The sequence below is a fragment of the Luethyella okanaganae genome, from assembly GCF_042660285.1.
GTDB lineage: Bacteria > Actinomycetota > Actinomycetes > Actinomycetales > Microbacteriaceae > Luethyella > Luethyella okanaganae.
Genome location: NZ_JBHSTP010000001.1, coordinates 407,760 through 425,724 on the forward strand (window position 1 = coordinate 407,760; position 17,965 = coordinate 425,724).

A 17,965-nucleotide genomic window follows, 5' to 3' on the forward strand; every position below is an offset into this window, starting at 1 on the left:
TCGACTGGCGGCTCGCACGACGGCTCACTCGCGGCGTGGGTGCACCGCGAAGGTCTCGAGCAGGCGTTGGAGCGAATCGAGCCGGACACGTCCGGTTTCGCCGAGCTCCCCGGCCTCGACGGCCTCGATGATCGCGCAGTCGGGGGAGTTCTGGAGGTGTGTGCACCCACGAGGGCAGTGCTCGGCGACGGCGGCGAGGTCGGTGAAGGCCTTCAGGATGTTGTCGGTGTCGATGTGGCCCAGGCCGAAGGAACGCACGCCAGGGGTGTCGATGACCCAGCCTCGGCCGGCGTCCGTGTAAAGCCGCAGCGAGACCGTCGACGAGGACGTGTGGCGTCCTCGCCCTGTGACGGTGTTGACGACGCCGACGGCCCGGTCAGAGCCGGGAACGAGGGCGTTGACGAGGGTGGACTTGCCGACACCGGAGTGGCCGACGAAGACCGTGTCGTGCCCCACGAGGGCATCGGCGATCGTGTCGATCGGGATGTCGGCGTCCCGGCTCGTGAAGATCGGCAGCTGGAGTGCTGCGAAGTTCGCGAGGAAGTCTGCGGGATCGGCGAGGTCTGTCTTGGTGACGCAGAGGATGGGAGCGATCCCGGCGTCGTAAGCGGCAACGAGATAGCGGTCGACGAGGCGGATGCGCGGCTCGGGATTGGCGGCCGACACGACGATGAGCATCTGGTCCGCGTTCGCCACGATCACGCGCTCGACCGCGTCCGTGTCGTCGGCACTGCGCCGAAGCAGCGTGGCGCGCGGACGGATGCGGACGATGCGGGAGAGACTGCCTTCAGCCCCGCTCGTATCACCCACGATGTCGACACGGTCGCCCGTGACGACCGCGTGTTTGCGCAGCTCGCTCGCGCGGGCGGCGGTGACCTGGCGTTCCTCCGGCGTGTTCTCGTCGAGCATGACCGCGTAGCGGCCGCGGTCGACGCCGAGCACGCGCCCGGTCAGAGCGTCGTCGTGGTCCGGCCGGGTCTTGGTGCGGGGACGGTTGCCTTTGCGATTCGGACGCACGTGCACATCCGACTCGTCGAACTCCGGTTCGTCGTCATCGTCGCCGTTGTCCCACCAGCTCACGCGGGAGAGCCTCCACCGAGCATCGTGTGCCACAGCGCGGGGAACTGCGGGAGCGTCTTCGAGGTCGTCGCGATGTTCTCGACCTCGATTCCGGGAACGGCGAGGCCGAGGATGGCACCCGTGGTCGCCATCCGATGGTCTTCGTAGCAGTGCCAGATCCCGCCGTGCAGCGTCGCCGGCTCGATGTGCAGCCCGTCCTCGAGCTCGGTGACGGCGCCGCCGAGCCCGTTGATCTCGGTGACGAGCGCGGCGAGACGATCGGTCTCGTGGTGGCGGATGTGTCCTATGCCCGTGATTGTGCTCGGCGAGTCCGCGAGCGCAGCCAGGGCGACGAGGTTCGGCACGAGTTCGCCGCCTTCTGGCAGGTGGAGCTCGACACCCCGTATGCTCTCTCTCCCCGTCACGGTCAGCAGACCGTCTGCCCGTTCGACAGAGCCGCCGAAGAGTGGAAGCAGCTGCTCGAGCCGTGCCCCGATCTGCGTTGTCGGCGACGGCCAGCCGGTGATGGTGACGCGGCCCCGGGTGACGAGCGCTGCGGCGAGGAACGGCGCGGCGTTGGAGAGGTCCGGCTCGATCGCGACGTCTCTACCAGCGATGATCCCCGGCGAGACGACCCACTCGCCGACCGATGGCGATTCGACCGCGACGCCGCGCGCTGCCAGGGTGGCGATCGTCATGTCGATGTGTGGCATGCTCGGCAGTCGCTCACCGGAGTGGGTGAGGCGCAGACCCGAGTCGAAGCGCGCCGCCGCGAGCAGGAGTCCGGACACGAACTGGCTCGAGGCTGAGGCGTCGATCGTGACGGCTCCGCCATCGACGGTGCCCATGCCGTGCACGGTGAAGGGAAGCGAGCGTCGGCCGTCGTCGTCGATGTCGACCCCGAGGGCGCGCAGGGACGAGATCGTGGTGGCCATGGGCCGCCGGCGGGCGCCTTCGTCGCCGTCGAAGGTGGTGGGGCCAAGGGCGAGACCGGCGAGCGGCGGCAGGAAACGCATGACGGTGCCGGCGAGCCCGCAGTCGATGGTCGTGCTTCCGGTCAGTTCGCCGGGGGTGACGAGCAGGTCGGGGCCGAAGACGCCCTCGCCCGGAACGGTTTCGATCGTCGTGCCGAGCGCACGCAGTGCTTCGACCATGAGCCCGCTGTCGCGCGAATGCAGCGGGGCGATGAGCCTGGAGGGCGAGTCGGCGATGGCGGCGAGGACGAGCTCGCGATTGGTGAGAGATTTCGAGCCGGGGAGGGACAGCCTCGCATCGAGCGGGCCGGACGCGAGAGGCGCTGCCCACAGCACCCCCTCGTCCTCCGGGCGGTTGTCGCCGTACGGATCGAAGTCCGGGGCGGAATATCTCGAGATCAGCATCGGTTATCAGAATAGTCGGTATAGCGAACGACTTCGGAGGTCACGGATGCCGCAGGCTCTGCTTCTGGAACGCGCGCTCGACGTATCCGCGGTGCCCGCAGAGCCTGACGCTCTAGGATTGCGGGTGATGACCTCTGAATCGACAGACGCGGCCACGCCGGACCTCAACGCCTTGTTCGAGGAGCAAGCGCTCCCGTTCATCGATCAGCTCTACGCGGCCGCGCTCCGCATGACGAGGAATCCTTCCGATGCGCAGGACCTCGTGCAGGAGACGTTCGTGAAGGCCTTCGCCGCCTTCAAGCAATTCGAGCAGGGCACCAACCTCAAGGCGTGGTTGTATCGCATCCTCACCAACACCTTCATCAACAGCTATCGCAAGAAGCAACGCGAGCCCTACCAGGGCACGATCGACGATCTCGAAGACTGGCAACTCGGTGGTGCGGAGTCGACGACCGCGAGTGCGAGTCGTTCGGCCGAGGCCGAGGCGATCGACCATCTTCCGGACAGCGCCGTGAAGGATGCCCTCCAGACGCTTCCGGAGGATTTCCGGCTCGCTGTCTACTTCGCCGACGTCGAAGGATTCTCCTACCAGGAGATCGCCGACATGATGAAGACCCCGATTGGCACTGTGATGAGCCGGCTGCACCGTGGCAGGCGGATGCTTCGCGAGCTATTGGCCGACTACGCCCGTGAACAGGGCGTCGGGCTCGCAGCCCCGGCCGGCGATAAACCCCCCAGGAGTACGAAATGAGCGATTGCGGCTGCGAGAAGGCCAAGGCAGAACTCGAGGAGTACCTGCACAACGAGCTGTGCAGCGATGACGCGGCGGACATCCGCGAGCACCTTGAGAACTGCACGGACTGCACGACCGAGCACCACATCGGCAGGGTGCTGACCGAGGCGGTGCAGCGTGCCTGCAAGGAAGTGGCCCCAGAGGACCTGCGCGACCAGGTGCTGCTCAAGCTCCGCGCCGTTCAAGCCAGCCACTAGATCGTCCACGCGATGAGGCCCGCCGTCGGACGGGCCGAGCGCAGGCTGCTCCCGTGCCGTTCTGCGCCCTGTCAGGTGGCCTCTGCCGACCCAGCGGAACCCCTGCGGGGCGGCTCCACCCTCGGATCTCAGAGGGTGAGGGCTTGGCGGATGAGTTCCGTCTGCTCGGCCGCGTGCCGTTTCGCCGATCCGGCCGCCGGGGACGCCGAGGCTGGACGGGAGATGACGCCGACAGGGCGGGTGCCCAGCTTGTTCGTCTCAAGGCAGAAGAACGGCCAGGCGCCCTGGTTCTCCGGCTCATCCTGCACCCAGTAGATCTCGGCGTTCGGATACTGGCCGGCCGTGCTTGCGAGCTCGGCGCCGGGAAGCGGGTAGAACTGCTCGAGGCGCACGAGGGCGATCTCGGGGTTCGGACTCTTCTCGAGCTCGGCGAGCAGGTCGTAGTAGAGCTTGCCTGCCATGAACAGCACGCGCTTCACAGCGGCCTTGTCGGTGACGCGAGCATCATCGATCACCGGTTCGAACTTTCCGGTCGTGAAGTCGGCGACGACGCTCGACGCCCCGCGCAGCCTCAGCATCGCCTTCGGGGTGAAGACGATGAGGGGACGCCGCGGGCGCATATACGCCTGCCGACGCAGCAGATGGAAATAAGATGCGGGGGTCGATGGCCGGGCGACCGTCATGTTGTTCTCCGCGCACAACTGGAGGTAACGCTCGATCCGGGCGGAGGAGTGGTCCGGCCCCTGCCCCTCGTAACCGTGCGGCAAGAGCAGAACCACGCTCGAGCGCTGTCCCCACTTCTGCTCGGCCGAGGAGATGAACTCGTCGATGATGGTCTGCGCGCCGTTGGCGAAGTCGCCGAACTGCGCCTCCCAGAGCACGAGGGCGTCGGCACGTTCCACCGAATAGCCGTACTCGAAGCCCATCGCCGCATACTCACTGAGCAGTGAATCGTAGATCCAGAACCGGGCCTGGTTCTCGCTCAGATTCGCGAGCGGCAGCCATTCCTGACCGTTCACCCGGTCGTGCAGAACCGCGTGCCGCTGCACGAAGGTTCCGCGGCGCGCGTCCTGACCGGCGAAACGCACCGGAGTGCCCTCGATGAGGAGCGAGCCGAGCGCGAGGAGCTCGCCGAAGCCCCAGTCGATGTTGCCGTTGCGGCTCATGTCGAGTCGCTTCTGCAGCAATTGCTGGAGCTTGGGGTGCACAGTGAAGCCGGCCGGCTTGTTATTGAACGCGTCGCCGATGAGGTGCACGACGGCCTCGGAGACGCCTGTGGTCTCCGGTTCGCCGACCGCGTTCACCGCAGCGCCCTTCTTCTCGTCGATGACGATCGACATCGAGTTCGTCTGCGCGGCGTGCGTCTCCATGAATGCACGCTCGAGGCGGTCCTGGAAGTCGCGGTGCGCGGCCTCGTACTCCTCCTCGGTGATGTCACCACGACCGACGAGCGCCTCGGTGTAGAGCTTGCGCACCGACCGCTTCGCCTCGATGAGGTTGTACATGAGCGGTTGCGTCATCGAGGGGTCGTCGCCCTCGTTGTGACCGCGGCGACGGTAGCAGACGAGGTCGATGACGACGTCTCTCTTGAACTCCTGGCGGTACTCGAACGCGAGCTCGGCGACCCGCACGACGGCCTCGGGGTCGTCGCCGTTCACATGGAAGATCGGTGCCTGGATGGTCTTGGCCACATCGGTCGAGTAGATGGACGTGCGCCCCTCGCCAGGAGGAGTCGTGAAGCCGACCTGGTTGTTGACGACGACATGGATGGTGCCGCCCGTGCGATAGCCGCGCAGCTGGGACATCTGCAGTGTTTCGAGCACGACGCCTTGGCCAGCCATCGCAGCGTCGCCATGGATGAGCACGGGGAGCGTTGAGAAGGTGCCGATGGGCTTTCGGTCCTGTTTGGCGCGAACGATGCCTTCGAGCACGCCGTCGACGGCCTCGAGATGCGAGGGGTTCGCGGCGAGGTAGACCGGGATCTCCTCCCCGTTCGCGCCACGGAACACTCCCTCAGTGCCGAGATGGTACTTGACATCGCCCGAGCCCTGCACGGTCTTCGGGTCCTGGGTGCCCTCGAACTCCTGGAAGATCTGACCATAGGTCTTGCCTGCGATGTTGGTGAGCACGTTGAGGCGGCCGCGGTGGGCCATCCCGATCGCGACCTCGTCGAGACCGTTCTCTGCAGCGCCCTGCAGAATCGAGTCGAGGAGCGCGATGGTCGACTCGCCGCCTTCGAGGCTGAACCTTTTCTGGCCGACGTACTTGGTCTGCAAAAAGGTCTCGAAGGCCTCGGCCTCGTTGAGCTTGCCGAGGATGCGCATCTGCTCGTCGTGCGTCGGCTTCTCGTACTTGCGCTCGACCTTGGACTGAACCCACCTGCGTTGGGCGGGATCCTGGATGTGCATGTATTCGATGCCGGTCGTGCGGCAGTACGAATCGCGGAGCACGCCCAGGATGTCGCGCAGCAGCGCGGAACGCTTGTCGCCGAAGCCGCCCGTCACGAACTCACGGTCGAGGTCCCAGAAGGTGAGTCCGTGCGTTGAGATGTCGAGGTCGGGGTGCGAACGCTGCACATACTCGAGCGGGTCGATGTCGGCCATGAGGTGGCCGCGTACGCGGAAGGCGTTGATGAGCTCCTGCACGCGGGCCGTCTTGTCGATGGCGCTCGCGATGTCGACGCTGATGTCCGGCGCCCACTCGATCGGAGAGTACGGGATGCGCAGGGCGGCGAAGATGTCGCTGTAGAAGGTGCGCTGACCGGTGAGCAGCTCGTGCACGACCTTGAGGAACTCGCCGGAACCCGCGCCCTGGATGACGCGGTGGTCGTAGGTGCTGGTCAGAGTGATGGTCTTGCCGATGGCGAGACCGGCCAGGGTCTTCTCGCTCGAACCCTGGAATTCTGCCGGATACTCGAGCGCGCCGGCTCCGATGATGCAGCCCTGGCCCTTCATCAGACGGGGAACAGAGTGCACGGTGCCGATGCCGCCCGGATTCGTGAGCGAGATCGTGGAGCCGGCGAAATCGTCGGCTGTGAGCTTGTTGTTGCGTGCGCGCTGCACGAGGTCTTCATAGGCGGCGAGGTATTCGCCGAAGGTCATGGTGTCCGCTCGCCTGATCGCGGGGACCAGCAGGGCGCGTGAGCCGTCTGGCTTGGGGAGGTCGATCGCGATGCCGAGGCCGACGTGCGCCGGCTTGACGACCGACGGTTTGCCGTCTACCTGTTCGTAGAACACGTTCTGGCTCGGGAAGATCTTGAGCGCCTGCACGAGCGCCCAACCGATGAGGTGGGTGAACGACACCTTGCCGCCGCGGGTGCGCTTGAGATGGTTGTTGATGACGATGCGGTTGTCGATCATGAGCTTTGCCGGGATCGTGCGCACGCTCGTCGCGGTCGGAACGGCCAGACTCGCATCCATATTGGTCGCGAGCGACTTGGCCATGCCACGCAGGGGGGTGATCACATCCTGTGCCTGCTCGGCCTGCTCCCCGCTGATGACGGGTTGCGGGCTCGTAATGGGCACATCGGCTGGCACAGGCTCGGGCTTCGGCGCCAGCGAGGTGGTCTTCGCCGCGGGCTGGCTGCCGATGATCGGGATCGGCGCGGTGATCGGATGCGTCGGCGGCGCCGGTTCGTGGTCTTTCTGGGTCTCGGCTGGAGCAGCAGGAGTGGCGGGCTCGGCGGGCTCGGCGACAGTGGCGGCAGGCGTCTCCGCAGGGGTCCCGGGGTGCTCTGCTGCGGTCCCGGTCTGGGCATCCACCTGGGCATCCACCGAGGCATCCACCGGGGCGGACGGTGACGCGGGAGGCTGGTAGCTCTCGAGAATCGACCACCATGAGCGGTCGACCAAGTTCTTGTCGATGAGGTACTTCTCGTACATCTCGTCGACGAGCCATTCATTGGCTCCATATTCGCCCGACACTGTTTCGTCGGAACCCGATCCGGTCAACTGGCTCGACACAGCCGATCGCCCACTCTCTCCGTTGATTCTGGATGTCACATGCTGCGTCGCAGGGGCGCAGACGTTCTGCTCGTCAAGCCTAATCCTCTTTGCAGAAGGCTGCGGTCAGGCTGCCGGGGGGATAACGTTGTCGGCATGGAGTTCTATCGCACGGCTCCGAGCCATGATCTGACGTACTCGGACGTCTTCCTCGTCCCCAGCCGGTCGGCGGTGACGAGCCGTCTCGACGTCTCCCTCGCCCCCGGCGACGGGACGGGAGCCACCATCCCGATCGTGTCGGCGAACATGAACTCTGTGACCGGTCCGCGGCTGGCCGCTAGCCTGGCCAGGCGCGGCGGCCTGGGTGTGCTGCCGCAGGACATGCACCTGCAGGACCTCGACGCCGCCATCCGCTGGGTCAAGGCTCAGTCGGTGCGATTCGACACCCCTCTCGTGCTGCGGCCCGGCGACACCGTGGCCGATGCGCTGCGCCAGCTTCCCGCTGTCGAAGGGCACGGCATCGTGGTCCACGACGAGACCGGCGGCTACCTCGGCTGCATCGACGCAGCGCGACTGGGCACGGCGTTGCCGGATGCCCGCCTCGGCGAACTGCTCCACGGTGCTCTCACCTCCCTCGATGCCGATGACGTCGACGGTCCGCGCACGGCTTTTGACGTCATGGTCGCGGCCGGCCTGGAGTTCGCGCCCGTGCTGCACCACGGAGCGGTGGTCGGAACGCTAAGCCGCAAGAGCGCCCTGCGTTCTACGATCTACCAGCCGGCCGTCGACTCGGATGGTCGTCTGCTGGTCGCCGCCGCCGTCGGTATCAACGGCGATCTTGCCGCCAAGGCCCAGGCGCTCGCAGCGGCAGGCGTCGACGTTCTCGTCATCGACACTGCGCATGGCCACCAAGATGGCATGCTCCGTGCCCTGCGCATCGTCAAGGAGCTCGATCTGGGCGTGCCCGTCGTCGCCGGCAACATTGTCACGGCGGATGCGGTCGCCGACCTGGTCGAGGCGGGCGCCGACATCCTCAAGGTCGGCGTCGGCCCCGGCGCCATGTGCACAACCCGCATGATGACGGCCGTCGGCCGTCCGCAGTTCTCAGCCGTGCTCGAGACGGCGCAGGCTGCGCGCGAACTCGGCGTACACGTGTGGGCCGACGGTGGCGTGCGCTACCCCCGCGACGTCGCGCTCGCGCTCGCGGCGGGCGCGGCGTCCGTCATGATCGGTTCGTGGTTCGCGGGGACGATCGAGGCGCCAGGAACCCTCAGCAAGGATGCGAGCGGTCTCTTGTTCAAGGAGAGCTGGGGCATGGCGTCGACGAAGGCCGTCCAACAGCGCTTCGAGCGGCTCGACGCTTACGATCTCGCGCGCAAGACGCTCTTCGCCGAGGGCATCTCGTCGAGCAGCATCTACCTCGACCCGCTGCGGCCCTCCGTGGAGGACCTGCTCGACATGATCACCTCGGGAGTGCGCAGTTCCTTCACCTACGCCGGTGCGCGCAGCATCGACGAGTTCCACGAGCGCGCGCTCGTCGGCATCCAGTCCGCCGCCGGCTACGAGGAGGGCAAGGCGCTTCCCATCAGTTGGTAGCCGGTCGGCCTTCTCGTAAGATTCTCGCTCTCTTTTCTCGCCCTGTGGGTCGTGGACGCACACTCGGCGGCGGAACATGCGCTTGGTATACTGGGCCCCACAATGGACGAACCTCCTTCTGCCAATTCGCCCAGCCATAGACCCCTGCCCGTGACCCGCGGGGGTGACGGCCATGTATGAGTGGATCATGCTCGGCATCGGCGTCATCCTGACCGTGGGAACGGGCTTCTTCGTCGCCAGCGAATTCGCGCTGGTCAATCTCGATCGCTCCGAACTCGAGGCGCGTCGCGAGCGCGGTGAAACCCGTCTTAGCATGACGATCGCGGCGCTCAAGATCACCTCGACTCACCTCTCGAGTGCGCAGCTCGGCATCACCCTCACGACGTTGCTCACCGGTTTCACGATGGAACCGGCGCTCACGAGCCTGCTGAAACCGGGATTCACGGCGCTCGGCGCGCCATCGGTCGTGGTTTCGGCGTTCTCGGCGACGATCGCGATCGTCGGCGTGACCCTGCTGTCGATGATCCTCGGCGAGCTCGTCCCGAAGAACTTCGCCCTCGCTCTCCCGATCGCGACAGCGAAGTTCGTCATCCCGTTCCAGACGGTCTTCACGGTCGTCTTCAAAGCTGCCATCCTGTTACTGAACGGCAGCGCCAACGTGCTTCTCCGCGCTGTCGGCATCGAGCCGAAGGAGGAGCTCTCCGGAGCGCGTACAGCCGAGGAGCTGTCGTCACTCGTGCGCCGTTCGGCGAGCGCCGGCCTGCTCGAGAAGGACACCGCGACCCTACTGAACCGCACGTTGCGATTCTCGGGCCACACCGCATCAGATGTGATGACGCCGCGTCCACGTATCGCGAGCGTGCAGCGCACCGCATCGGCCCAGACGGTTCTCGAGCTGGCGGCGCAGACCGGATACTCGCGATTCCCGGTGATCGACGAGAGCGCCGACGATGTCGTCGGTCTCGTGCACGTCAAGCAGGCCGTCGCCGTACCGCGCGAGAGACGGCCGGACGTGCCGGTCTCGGCTCTACAGTCACAAGCGTTGCGCGTTCCCGAGACGATGAAGCTCGACACGCTGCTCGGCGAGCTGCGCGGTCGCGGCTATCAGATGGCTGTCGTCGTCGACGAATACGGCGGAACCGCTGGCGTCGCGACCCTCGAAGACCTCGTCGAGGAGCTGGTCGGAGAGGTTGCCGACGAGCACGACCGTACGCGTGCCGGTGTCGTCCGCCAGCGCGACTCGTTGACCTTCCCCGGCATGCTCCGACCGGACGAACTGCTCGAGCGCGCGGGCGTCGTGGTGCCGGAGGTGGGCCCGTACGAGACGGTCGCTGGCTTCGTCATGAGCGAGCTCGGACGGCTGCCGATCGTGGGGGACACCGTTCTCATCGACGGGGGAGAACTCCGGGTGGAGCGTCTCGACGGGCGACGCATCGACAGGATCCGCTTCACCCCCGAGCCGGAAGAGGAGAACGGCGGGGGCGGGCGGAATCCGATCGATCGAGGCTCGACCCACTCGAGGGCACCCGAACGAGCGAGAGGCCGCTCATGAGCGACTGGGCCGGACTCGCCTGGCTGGTGGTGCTGCTCGTCGCCAACGCCTTCTTCGTCGGCGCCGAGTTCGCCGTCATCTCGGCGCGCCGTTCGCAGATCGAGCCCCTCGTCGAACAGGGTAGGCGCAGCGCGAAGACGGCGCTCTGGGCCATGGAGCACGCTACGCTCATGCTCGCCACCAGCCAGCTCGGGATCACCGTGTGCTCGCTGCTCATCCTCAATGTGTCCGAGCCGGCGATCCACCACCTGCTCGAGCACCCGCTCGCCCTCACTGGTTGGCCTGAGGAGGCCATCGCGGCGATCGCCTTCGCGATCAGCCTGGTACTGGTCTCCTACCTGCATGTCGTGTTCGGCGAGATGGTTCCGAAGAACCTGTCGTTCTCGGTGCCCGACCGGGCCGTGCTCATTCTCGCGCCGCCGCTCGTCTTCATCGCCCGCATCCTCAAACCGGTCATCGTGGCGCTCAACGCCGCAGCGAACGGAGTGCTTCGGCTGTTCGGGGTCGAGCCCAAGAACGAGACGACCAACACCTTCACCCTCGACGAGGTCGCGACGATCGTGAACCAGTCGACCCGCGAGGGTGTTCTGCGTGACAGCACGGGCGCGCTCAGCGCTGCTTTCGAGTTCACGGCCAAGAAGGTGAAGGACATCGCGCTGCCCGTGAGCGATCTCGTGAGCCTCGCCGAGACGGCCACACCGACAGACGTCGAACGAGCGGTGGCACGACACGGGTTCTCCCGCTACGTGACCATCGATACGGAGGGCGAGCCCAGTGGATACCTCCACCTCAAGGACGTGATCGACGTCGACAGCGCACCCGGGTCGAAGCGATCGAGCTGGGACGAGCCGGTCCCGGCGAAGCGCATTCGTCAGCTCGTGTCGATCTTCGAGGAAACCGACCTCGAGGACGCCCTCTCGACCATGCGGCGCAGCGGCACCCACCTCGCGCGGGCGTTCGACGTCGACGGGGCGACGAGCGGGGTGCTCTTTCTCGAGGACATCATCGAGGAGCTCGTCGGCGAGGTGCAGGACGCCACGCGACGGGTGTGAGTCACGACTCGTCGTTCCGGATGGGAGCAGGCCGGCGTAAGCTCGGGAGCGGAGGTTATACGAGGAGGTCTTCTCATGATGAATGCAACTCGGATGTTCGCCGTCCTGCCCGCGCAGGACATCACGCGAGCACGCACGTTCTACAGCGAAAAGTTCGGCATCGAGCCTGACGAGTCATCCGTGGAAGGCGACTTCTACCGGCTCACAGACGGCTTCACCTTCCTGCTCTACGAGACGCCATACGCCGGCACGGCTCAGAACACGGCCATGGGCTGGGAGACGGAGGACCTCGACACCGAGGTCGCGCGGCTCCGCTCGCTCGGGGTCGAGTTCCAGGACTACGACATTCCCGGACTCAAGACCGAGAACGGCATCGCGACGACGGGGAGCGAGAAGGCGGCCTGGTTCACAGACAGCGAGGGCAATATCCTCGCCGTCTCGCAACGTCTCTAGCTCAACTCGTCCAGCGGCCACGCAAGTACTGCGGCGGCCAATAGTCGATCTCCGCGCCGAGTTCGTGAGCGGCGCGGAGGGCGAAGTGCGGGTCGCGCAGCATCTCCCGACCGAGCATGACGGCGTCGGCCTGACCGGACGCGACGATCTGCTCGGCCTGCTGCGGCGTCGTGACGAGTCCGACGGCGTTGACCGCCACCGCCGCGCGCTCCCTGACGAACTCGGCGAACGGCACTTGGTAGCCGGGACCCAGGGGAATGGGTGCTCCGGCGATGTTGCCGCCGCTCGAGATGTCGAAGAAGTCGGCGCCGGCCTTGCTCGCCCAGCCGGCGACGATAGCGGTCTGCTCCTCGTTCCAGCCGTTCTCGGCGTAGTCCGTTGCAGAGAATCGCACGAAGACGACCGTCTCCTCGCCGGCACTCTCGCGCACCGCCGAGACGATACGAAGCAGGAACCTCGCCCGGTTCTCGAGGGTTCCTCCATACTCGTCGTTGCGCTCGTTGCTGAGCGGCGAGAGGAACTGATGGATCAGATAGCCGTGCGCGGCGTGGATCTCCACGACGTCGAACCCGGCGTCGGCCGCCCTGCGCGCTCCGTCGGCGAAGGCGGCGACGATGCGCTCGATTCCGCTCGCGTCGAGAGCGGTGGGTTCGGTCAGGCCTGCGAAGGCCAGCGGCGACGCCGACACGGTCGGCCATCCTCCGTCTTCCGGCGCCATGCTGCCTCGGCGCTCGTGACCCCATTCCGGCCATACGGAGGCCTTGCGCCCTGCATGGGCGAGTTGAATGCCCGCCGCCGCGCCCTGTCCGTGCACGAAGGCGACGATCCGGGACCAGGCCTTCGCCTGCTCGTCGTTCCAGATTCCGGTGTCTTCGTCGGAGATCCGGCCTTCCGGATTCACCGCGGAGGCCTCGGCGACCACGAGCCCCGCACCACCCGCCGCCATCGCACCGAGGTGCACGAGATGCCACTCGCGGGGCACCCCGTCTTTCTCCCTCACGGTGTACTGACACATCGGTGCCGCCCAGATGCGGTTGCGGACCGTCAAGCCGCGGATCGTGAGAGGCTCGAAGACGCCGGCCATCTGGATCAGTCCGCGAGCTCGGTCAGGAACCGGCGGAGCTCGCCGGCCGAGGTGAAGAGATGAGTCGTGATGCCGAGTGCCTCGGCGCCCCGCACATTGGCCGGCCGGTTGTCGACGAAGACCATCTGTGTAGCGACGATGCCGAGCTGATCGAGCACGTGCTCGTAGATGGCCGCATCTGGCTTCACGAGGCCGAGTTCGCCGCTCACGAAGACGTGCTCGAAGAGGGGGCCTAGCGAGCCGAACCTGAAGAAGCTCGCGAAGTCGCGCCCGGCGTTGGAGAGCAGAGCGAGGCGCGTTCCGCCGGCTGCGAGCCCGTCGATGATCTGAGTCGTGTCGATGTTGATGCTCAGCCAGCTCGTGTAGTCCGTTACCCAGAGCTGGTGCACCCGATCCGGCGGCCACTCGACGCCGAGGTCGTCAGAGATCGCGCCCCAGTAGTCGTGGATGCCGAGAGAGCCCTCGTCGAGCGCCTCGCGATACCGCCAATACGCAGGCCAGAACGCGTCGGCGTCGGCTTCGGCGACCGAGAGCAGCCGATCCCGGTCCTCCTCGCTCGGGGTGAGGGAGATGACCTCTCCGTAGTCGAAGACGACGACACGACCGGGGATGCTGATTGGTGCGAGTTCTGAGCTTTCCATCGTGAAACAACCTATCGTGATGGCATGGCGGATGCTGAGGAGTGGATCGAATGGGACGTCGCGAGGGCGCGGGATTGGATCGCCGTCCCACGGTCGGACGACGACAAGTACTCCCGTGGCGTGCTCGGCGTCATCACCGGCTCTCATGACTATCCCGGCGCGGCCGTGCTCGGTGTCGAGGCTGCGATGCGCACGGGAGTCGGCATGGTGCGCTACACGGGGCCACGGGCCGTTGCGGGGGCCGTCTTGGCCCGCCGCCCGGAGGTTGTGACCATCTCGGGACGGGTGCAGGCTTGGCTGCTCGGATCCGGCATGAACCCGGCCCGGCGCACGCTCGTGCTGAGCGGCGAGCTCAGTCAGGCCATCGGAGAGGGCCATCCGATCGTTCTGGATGCCGGCGCCCTCGATCTCGTCGGCGAGACGCACGGTGCCGCCGTCATCACGCCGCACTACCGTGAGCTTGCAGCGCTTCTCGGTGGGCGCAAGGGACCGACGGTCGAGGAAGTCGCAGAGAACCCCGGCGAGTGGGCGATTCGCGCGGCGGAGGCGCTCGGCGCGACGGTGCTGCTCAAGGGCGCCGTGACGCATATCGCGCAGCCCGACGGGATCCGGCTCACGGTCTCGAGCAGCCCTGGCTGGCTTGCGACAGCGGGAACGGGCGATGTGCTCGGAGGCGTCCTCGGCGCTTTGCTCGCAACGCATCACGAAGTGCTGAAGTATGATCCTTCGAAGCTGGCGCCGCTCTCGGCGACCGCGGCGCTCCTGCACGGACTCGCCGCACGGCGGGCGTCGGGTGGCGGGCCGATCGCCGCCCTCGATGTCGCGCAAGCGATCCCGGCGACGATCGCGGCACTGCTGGCGCGGTCAGAGGGCTGATCTCTCGCGGCTCCAGGCGGACCGGAGTCCCCGCCGATCTGGTTCAGGCCGGCGAGATGTCGAGCAGGAACTCGATCGAACCGGCGTTCCCCACCGAGACGAAGCCGAGGTTGGGCGCCTCGATGCCGAAGTCTGCGAAGGCGATCGGAATGCTTCCGCTCACCTGACCTCCGTCGCCGGAGAACACCGCCTGGAGCTCGGCCGTGACGGGGCGGGTCTCGCCCCGCAGGGTGAGTTCGCCTGCCACGGTCACGGTCTGCACCTCGCCGTTCGTGGGGGAGGAGCTCGCGGTCACCGGCTCGGTGAGCTGGAAGGTCGCTGTCGGAAAGGAACTCACGTGCATGGTGCTGTCGCGGAAGAACGCGTCACGGTTGGGCTGATCCGTCGTGATCGATGCGACATCGACCGCGATCTCGGCGCCGGTGAGCGTCAGGCCGTCGACCTCGAGGGTTCCGGAGACCTCGGAGGTGCGGCCGACAACCGTCACATCGGTTCCGTTGAGCACTTCGTCGACGCGATATCCCGCGAAGGACTCGCCTCCGACCTTCCAGGTGCCGCTGAGGTCGTCGACGCTCATGCCAGACCCCACAGCAGGGGCGGTGGCCTGAACGGTCGGTGCGGGATCCGCCGGCCCGACGATGAGATCGCGGTAGACGAGCGGGCCGGCCACGGCGACGGTCCCCCCGAGAAGGAGGGCGCCGGCAACGACGGAGACCCAGACGATGGTCCGCTTCTGCATTGTTCCCTAACGGTAGTCGGTTTCGAGAAAGCGGGAGAGGAACTCCCGGGTTCGATCGTGCACGGGATTCCCGAAGAGTTGCTGAGGATCTCCTTGCTCGACGATGACGCCGTCGTCGAGGAAGACGACCCGGTGGGCGACGTCGCGCGCGAACGCCATCTCATGCGTGGCCATGACGATGGTCGTGCCGCCGAGGCCGAGCTCGCGCACGAGGTCGAGCACCTCACCGACGAGTTCGGGGTCGAGCGCGCTCGTGATCTCGTCGAGCAGGAGCAGTTCGGGATCCGTCGCGATCGCGCGCACGATCGCGGCGCGCTGTTGTTGTCCGCCAGAGAGCCGGTCGGGAAACTCCCGTGCCTTGTCGGCGAGGCCGATCTGGGCGAGGAGCTCGAGTCCGCGTCTCTCGGCCGCCGCTTTGTCGACGCCGTGAACCACCCGGCTCGACATGGTCACGTTGTCGAGCACGCTCAGATGCGGAAAGAGGTTGTAGTGCTGGAACACGACGCCGATGCGGGCGCGGACCTCATCGGCCTTCGTCCGCGGGTCGCTCACATCCTGTCCTGCGAGGAACACCTGGCCGTCGTCGATGCGCTCGATCAGGTTCGCGGTGCGCAGCAGCGTCGACTTTCCAGAGCCGCTCGCCCCGATGAGCGCGACCACCTCGTGACGGTGCACGTCGAGATCGACACCCTTCAGCACCTGAGTGTCGCCGAACGACTTGTGGATGCCGCGGAGTCGCAGCACCGGCTCGGATGCGGGCGAGGCCGGCTCCGCCCTGGGCGGCGGGATCACGATCATACGATGCTTCCCATCTGCTCGCGCTCGCGTACCCGGGCCGTGTACCAGTCGGTGAGGCGGATCATCGGCAACGCCAGCAGCACGAAAAGCAGCCCGGCGAGCACGTAGGGCGTGAAGTTGAACGTCGCGGCCGTCTCGATCTGCGCGGCCCGCACGGCGTCCACCGCGCCGAGCACCGAGATCAGCCCGACATCCTTCTGCATCGCGACGAAGTCGTTCATGAGAGCCGGGGTCACCTTGCGCACCGCTTGGGGCAGGATCACGCGGCGCATCGTCTGGCCGTGGCTGAGGCCGAGCGAGCGGGCCGCGAGTCGCTGCGAGGGGTGTACGGCCTCGATGCCCGCGCGGAACACCTCGGAGACGTAGGCGGAATAGGTGAGGATGAGGGCGATCGTTCCCCAGAACTCCGCAGCCATACGGGGGAACACGTTGAGCCCGGGGAGGCCGAACCCCACGAGGTAGAGCACGATGATGAGCGGCACGCCGCGGAACAGGTCCGTGTAGCCGGCGGCCAGGGCACGCACCGGGAAGAAGATCGGACCGCGCAGGGTGCGCAGAATGGCGAGCAGCAAGCTGAAGACGAGCACGCCGATCGCCGCGAAGACGAGCACCCGCACGTTCAACCACAGTCCGTCGATCACCCGGGGAAACGCCTCCACCGCGACCGTCGGGTTGAAGAACGTCTGCTGCACCTGGGTCCAGCCGGGGGTGTTGACCACGAGCGCCCACACGAGCAGCGCGAACCCGATGGTGCTGCCGATGCTGGTGAGCACCGAGATCCGGGTCTGTCGGCGACGGAACGCCCGGCGTCCGAGCTCGATGGCGCTCGGACGCCGGGCGACGATCTCTGAGGTGCTCACTCCACCAAAACTAGCGCGCGGGAGCGTGCTACTTGAGCACGGGTGCATCTGCTCCCGAGGCCAGCCACTCCTCGGCGAGCTTGTCGAGCGTGCCGTTCGCCCGCAGGGCGTCCACTGCTGCGGTCACTTTCGCCGTGAGCGCGCTGTCCTTGGCGAGCACCAGGCCGAACTGGTCGCCGGTCGCGCCTTTCACCTGCGGAAGCTGCCCGATGATGGTGCCGCCGTCGAGCTCGACACCCGTGAGGTAGAACGCCGTGGGCAGGTCGACGACGATGGCGTCGACGGTGCCGTTCTGCAGGGCGAGCTTCGCGTCGTCGTTGGTGTTGAAGACCTGGGCGCCGGCCGTCGGCTCGATGATGCTCTCGATCGTCTGGAAGCTCGTCGTTCCGGTCTGGGCGCCGATGAGCAGCCCTCGGAGATCGGCGATCGAGGTCGCGGATGCCGCTGGCGAGCCCTCGACGGTGATGACCGTCTGCGTCGTCTCGTAGTACGGCGAGGAGAAGTCGACCTGCTGCTTGCGTTCGTCGGTGATCGAGAACTGCTGCAGGTTGAAGTCGAAGTTCTTCGACCCCGGTGCAATGGCTTCCTCGAAGGTGCTGCGCACCCACACGACGTCGTCTTTCGAGAAGCCGAGCTCGTCGGCCACGGCGTAGGCGACCGCGGCTTCGAAGCCTTCGCCGGACTCGGGCGTGTTGTCGATGATCCACGGATAGTAGGCTGGCTCGCCCGTCGCGATGGTGAGCTTTCCCTCGGTGAGGTAGCCGTCGGCCGAGGCGGAGGAGCCGGAACCGGCCGCGCAAGCGGTGAGGGTGAGGGCAGTGGCAGCCAGCGAGGCGACGGCGATGGTGCGGGTGAGAAGAGTACGTGACGGCATGGGCGCTCCAGGGTGACGGGAAATTCCAGCATGCCGCATCCGTCGTCGTCGTGCTCAGAACGGCGACGAAT

16 protein-coding genes are annotated in these 17,965 nt (G+C 66.7%); 7 read left to right on the forward strand and 9 right to left on the reverse strand.

The window, feature by feature from the left end:
* Window positions 1-24: 24 nt before the first annotated feature.
* Both rsgA and aroA read right to left on the reverse strand, forming a co-directional pair.
* The gene (rsgA, locus tag ACFQB0_RS01800; protein WP_386726816.1) at window positions 25-1,080 is read right to left on the reverse strand and encodes a ribosome small subunit-dependent GTPase A; all 1,056 of its coding nucleotides are present in this window, start codon (window positions 1,078-1,080) and stop codon (window positions 25-27) included.
* Window positions 1,077-2,438 carry a 3-phosphoshikimate 1-carboxyvinyltransferase gene (aroA, locus tag ACFQB0_RS01805; RefSeq protein ID WP_386726819.1) on the reverse strand — a complete coding sequence of 454 codons (1,362 nt, stop codon included), beginning with the start codon at window positions 2,436-2,438 and terminating at the stop codon, window positions 1,077-1,079. Before aroA ends, rsgA begins: the two co-directional genes overlap by 4 nt.
* A gap of 127 nt (window positions 2,439-2,565) precedes the next feature.
* On the opposite strand from aroA, the gene ACFQB0_RS01810 reads away from it, so the two are divergent.
* On the forward strand, window positions 2,566-3,189 hold the full coding sequence (locus ACFQB0_RS01810) for a sigma-70 family RNA polymerase sigma factor (RefSeq protein WP_386726822.1): 624 nt from the start codon (window positions 2,566-2,568) through the stop codon (window positions 3,187-3,189).
* Window positions 3,186-3,428 (forward strand): zf-HC2 domain-containing protein, encoded by a 243-nt coding sequence (locus ACFQB0_RS01815; RefSeq protein WP_386726825.1) that lies wholly within the window; start codon window positions 3,186-3,188, stop codon window positions 3,426-3,428. The genes ACFQB0_RS01810 and ACFQB0_RS01815 overlap by 4 nt, the downstream gene beginning before the upstream one ends.
* Before the next feature lie 128 nt (window positions 3,429-3,556).
* Here ACFQB0_RS01815 and ACFQB0_RS01820 read toward each other — a convergent pair whose 3' ends face one another.
* On the reverse strand, window positions 3,557-7,390 hold the full coding sequence (locus tag ACFQB0_RS01820) for a multifunctional oxoglutarate decarboxylase/oxoglutarate dehydrogenase thiamine pyrophosphate-binding subunit/dihydrolipoyllysine-residue succinyltransferase subunit (protein ID WP_386726828.1): 3,834 nt from the start codon (window positions 7,388-7,390) through the stop codon (window positions 3,557-3,559).
* 135 nt (window positions 7,391-7,525) lie between these two features.
* On the opposite strand from ACFQB0_RS01820, the gene guaB1 reads away from it, so the two are divergent.
* From guaB1 to ACFQB0_RS01840, 4 genes are all read left to right on the forward strand, one after another.
* Entirely contained in the window at window positions 7,526-8,965 is a 1,440-nt protein-coding gene (gene guaB1, locus ACFQB0_RS01825) for a GMP reductase (protein WP_386726831.1), read from the forward strand.
* A gap of 172 nt (window positions 8,966-9,137) precedes the next feature.
* Window positions 9,138-10,517, forward strand: coding sequence for a hemolysin family protein (locus ACFQB0_RS01830; protein WP_386726834.1), 1,380 nt, complete (start codon window positions 9,138-9,140; stop codon window positions 10,515-10,517).
* Window positions 10,514-11,569: a hemolysin family protein gene (locus ACFQB0_RS01835; protein ID WP_386726837.1), complete on the forward strand. Its 1,056-nt coding sequence runs from the start codon at window positions 10,514-10,516 to the stop codon at window positions 11,567-11,569. Before ACFQB0_RS01830 ends, ACFQB0_RS01835 begins: the two co-directional genes overlap by 4 nt.
* A gap of 75 nt (window positions 11,570-11,644) precedes the next feature.
* Window positions 11,645-12,022 (forward strand): VOC family protein, encoded by a 378-nt coding sequence (locus tag ACFQB0_RS01840; protein WP_386726839.1) that lies wholly within the window; start codon window positions 11,645-11,647, stop codon window positions 12,020-12,022.
* A 1-nt stretch (window position 12,023) separates the two neighbouring features.
* Here the strand turns inward: ACFQB0_RS01840 and ACFQB0_RS01845 are convergent, their stop codons facing one another.
* The gene (locus ACFQB0_RS01845) at window positions 12,024-13,106 is read right to left on the reverse strand and encodes an NADH:flavin oxidoreductase/NADH oxidase (RefSeq protein ID WP_386726842.1); all 1,083 of its coding nucleotides are present in this window, start codon (window positions 13,104-13,106) and stop codon (window positions 12,024-12,026) included.
* Between the two features lie 5 nt (window positions 13,107-13,111).
* Window positions 13,112-13,747, reverse strand: a complete 636-nt coding sequence (locus ACFQB0_RS01850) for an HAD family hydrolase (RefSeq protein WP_386726845.1) — start codon at window positions 13,745-13,747, stop codon at window positions 13,112-13,114.
* A gap of 24 nt (window positions 13,748-13,771) precedes the next feature.
* Between ACFQB0_RS01850 and ACFQB0_RS01855 the strand changes: the two genes are divergently transcribed.
* Window positions 13,772-14,623 carry an ADP-dependent NAD(P)H-hydrate dehydratase gene (locus ACFQB0_RS01855; protein WP_386726848.1) on the forward strand — a complete coding sequence of 284 codons (852 nt, stop codon included), beginning with the start codon at window positions 13,772-13,774 and terminating at the stop codon, window positions 14,621-14,623.
* A gap of 43 nt (window positions 14,624-14,666) precedes the next feature.
* Here the strand turns inward: ACFQB0_RS01855 and ACFQB0_RS01860 are convergent, their stop codons facing one another.
* From ACFQB0_RS01860 to ACFQB0_RS01875, 4 genes are read right to left on the reverse strand one after another with little or no spacing between them, the layout of a single operon-like run.
* Window positions 14,667-15,362 carry a YceI family protein gene (locus ACFQB0_RS01860; RefSeq protein WP_386726851.1) on the reverse strand — a complete coding sequence of 232 codons (696 nt, stop codon included), beginning with the start codon at window positions 15,360-15,362 and terminating at the stop codon, window positions 14,667-14,669.
* Between the two features lie 6 nt (window positions 15,363-15,368).
* Window positions 15,369-16,160: an amino acid ABC transporter ATP-binding protein gene (locus ACFQB0_RS01865; RefSeq protein ID WP_386726854.1), complete on the reverse strand. Its 792-nt coding sequence runs from the start codon at window positions 16,158-16,160 to the stop codon at window positions 15,369-15,371.
* Window positions 16,157-17,020, reverse strand: a complete 864-nt coding sequence (locus ACFQB0_RS01870) for an amino acid ABC transporter permease (protein ID WP_386726857.1) — start codon at window positions 17,018-17,020, stop codon at window positions 16,157-16,159. The genes ACFQB0_RS01865 and ACFQB0_RS01870 overlap by 4 nt, the downstream gene beginning before the upstream one ends.
* Before the next feature lie 28 nt (window positions 17,021-17,048).
* The gene (locus tag ACFQB0_RS01875) at window positions 17,049-17,894 is read right to left on the reverse strand and encodes an ABC transporter substrate-binding protein (RefSeq protein WP_386726859.1); all 846 of its coding nucleotides are present in this window, start codon (window positions 17,892-17,894) and stop codon (window positions 17,049-17,051) included.
* Between the last annotated feature and the right edge of the window lie 71 nt (window positions 17,895-17,965).

Coding starts and splice junctions, on each gene's coding strand:
- ACFQB0_RS01855 (WP_386726848.1), top strand. CDS start 13,772: ATGGCGGATGCTGAGGAGTGGATCGAATGGGACGTCGCGAGGGCGCGG.
- ACFQB0_RS01810 (WP_386726822.1), top strand. CDS start 2,566: ATGACCTCTGAATCGACAGACGCGGCCACGCCGGACCTCAACGCCTTG.
- aroA (WP_386726819.1), bottom strand. CDS start 2,438: ATGCTGATCTCGAGATATTCCGCCCCGGACTTCGATCCGTACGGCGAC.
- ACFQB0_RS01845 (WP_386726842.1), bottom strand. CDS start 13,106: ATGGCCGGCGTCTTCGAGCCTCTCACGATCCGCGGCTTGACGGTCCGC.
- ACFQB0_RS01840 (WP_386726839.1), top strand. CDS start 11,645: ATGATGAATGCAACTCGGATGTTCGCCGTCCTGCCCGCGCAGGACATC.
- ACFQB0_RS01850 (WP_386726845.1), bottom strand. CDS start 13,747: ATGGAAAGCTCAGAACTCGCACCAATCAGCATCCCCGGTCGTGTCGTC.
- ACFQB0_RS01815 (WP_386726825.1), top strand. CDS start 3,186: ATGAGCGATTGCGGCTGCGAGAAGGCCAAGGCAGAACTCGAGGAGTAC.
- ACFQB0_RS01865 (WP_386726854.1), bottom strand. CDS start 16,160: ATGATCGTGATCCCGCCGCCCAGGGCGGAGCCGGCCTCGCCCGCATCC.
- ACFQB0_RS01830 (WP_386726834.1), top strand. CDS start 9,138: ATGTATGAGTGGATCATGCTCGGCATCGGCGTCATCCTGACCGTGGGA.
- ACFQB0_RS01860 (WP_386726851.1), bottom strand. CDS start 15,362: ATGCAGAAGCGGACCATCGTCTGGGTCTCCGTCGTTGCCGGCGCCCTC.
- ACFQB0_RS01875 (WP_386726859.1), bottom strand. CDS start 17,894: ATGCCGTCACGTACTCTTCTCACCCGCACCATCGCCGTCGCCTCGCTG.
- ACFQB0_RS01835 (WP_386726837.1), top strand. CDS start 10,514: ATGAGCGACTGGGCCGGACTCGCCTGGCTGGTGGTGCTGCTCGTCGCC.
- guaB1 (WP_386726831.1), top strand. CDS start 7,526: ATGGAGTTCTATCGCACGGCTCCGAGCCATGATCTGACGTACTCGGAC.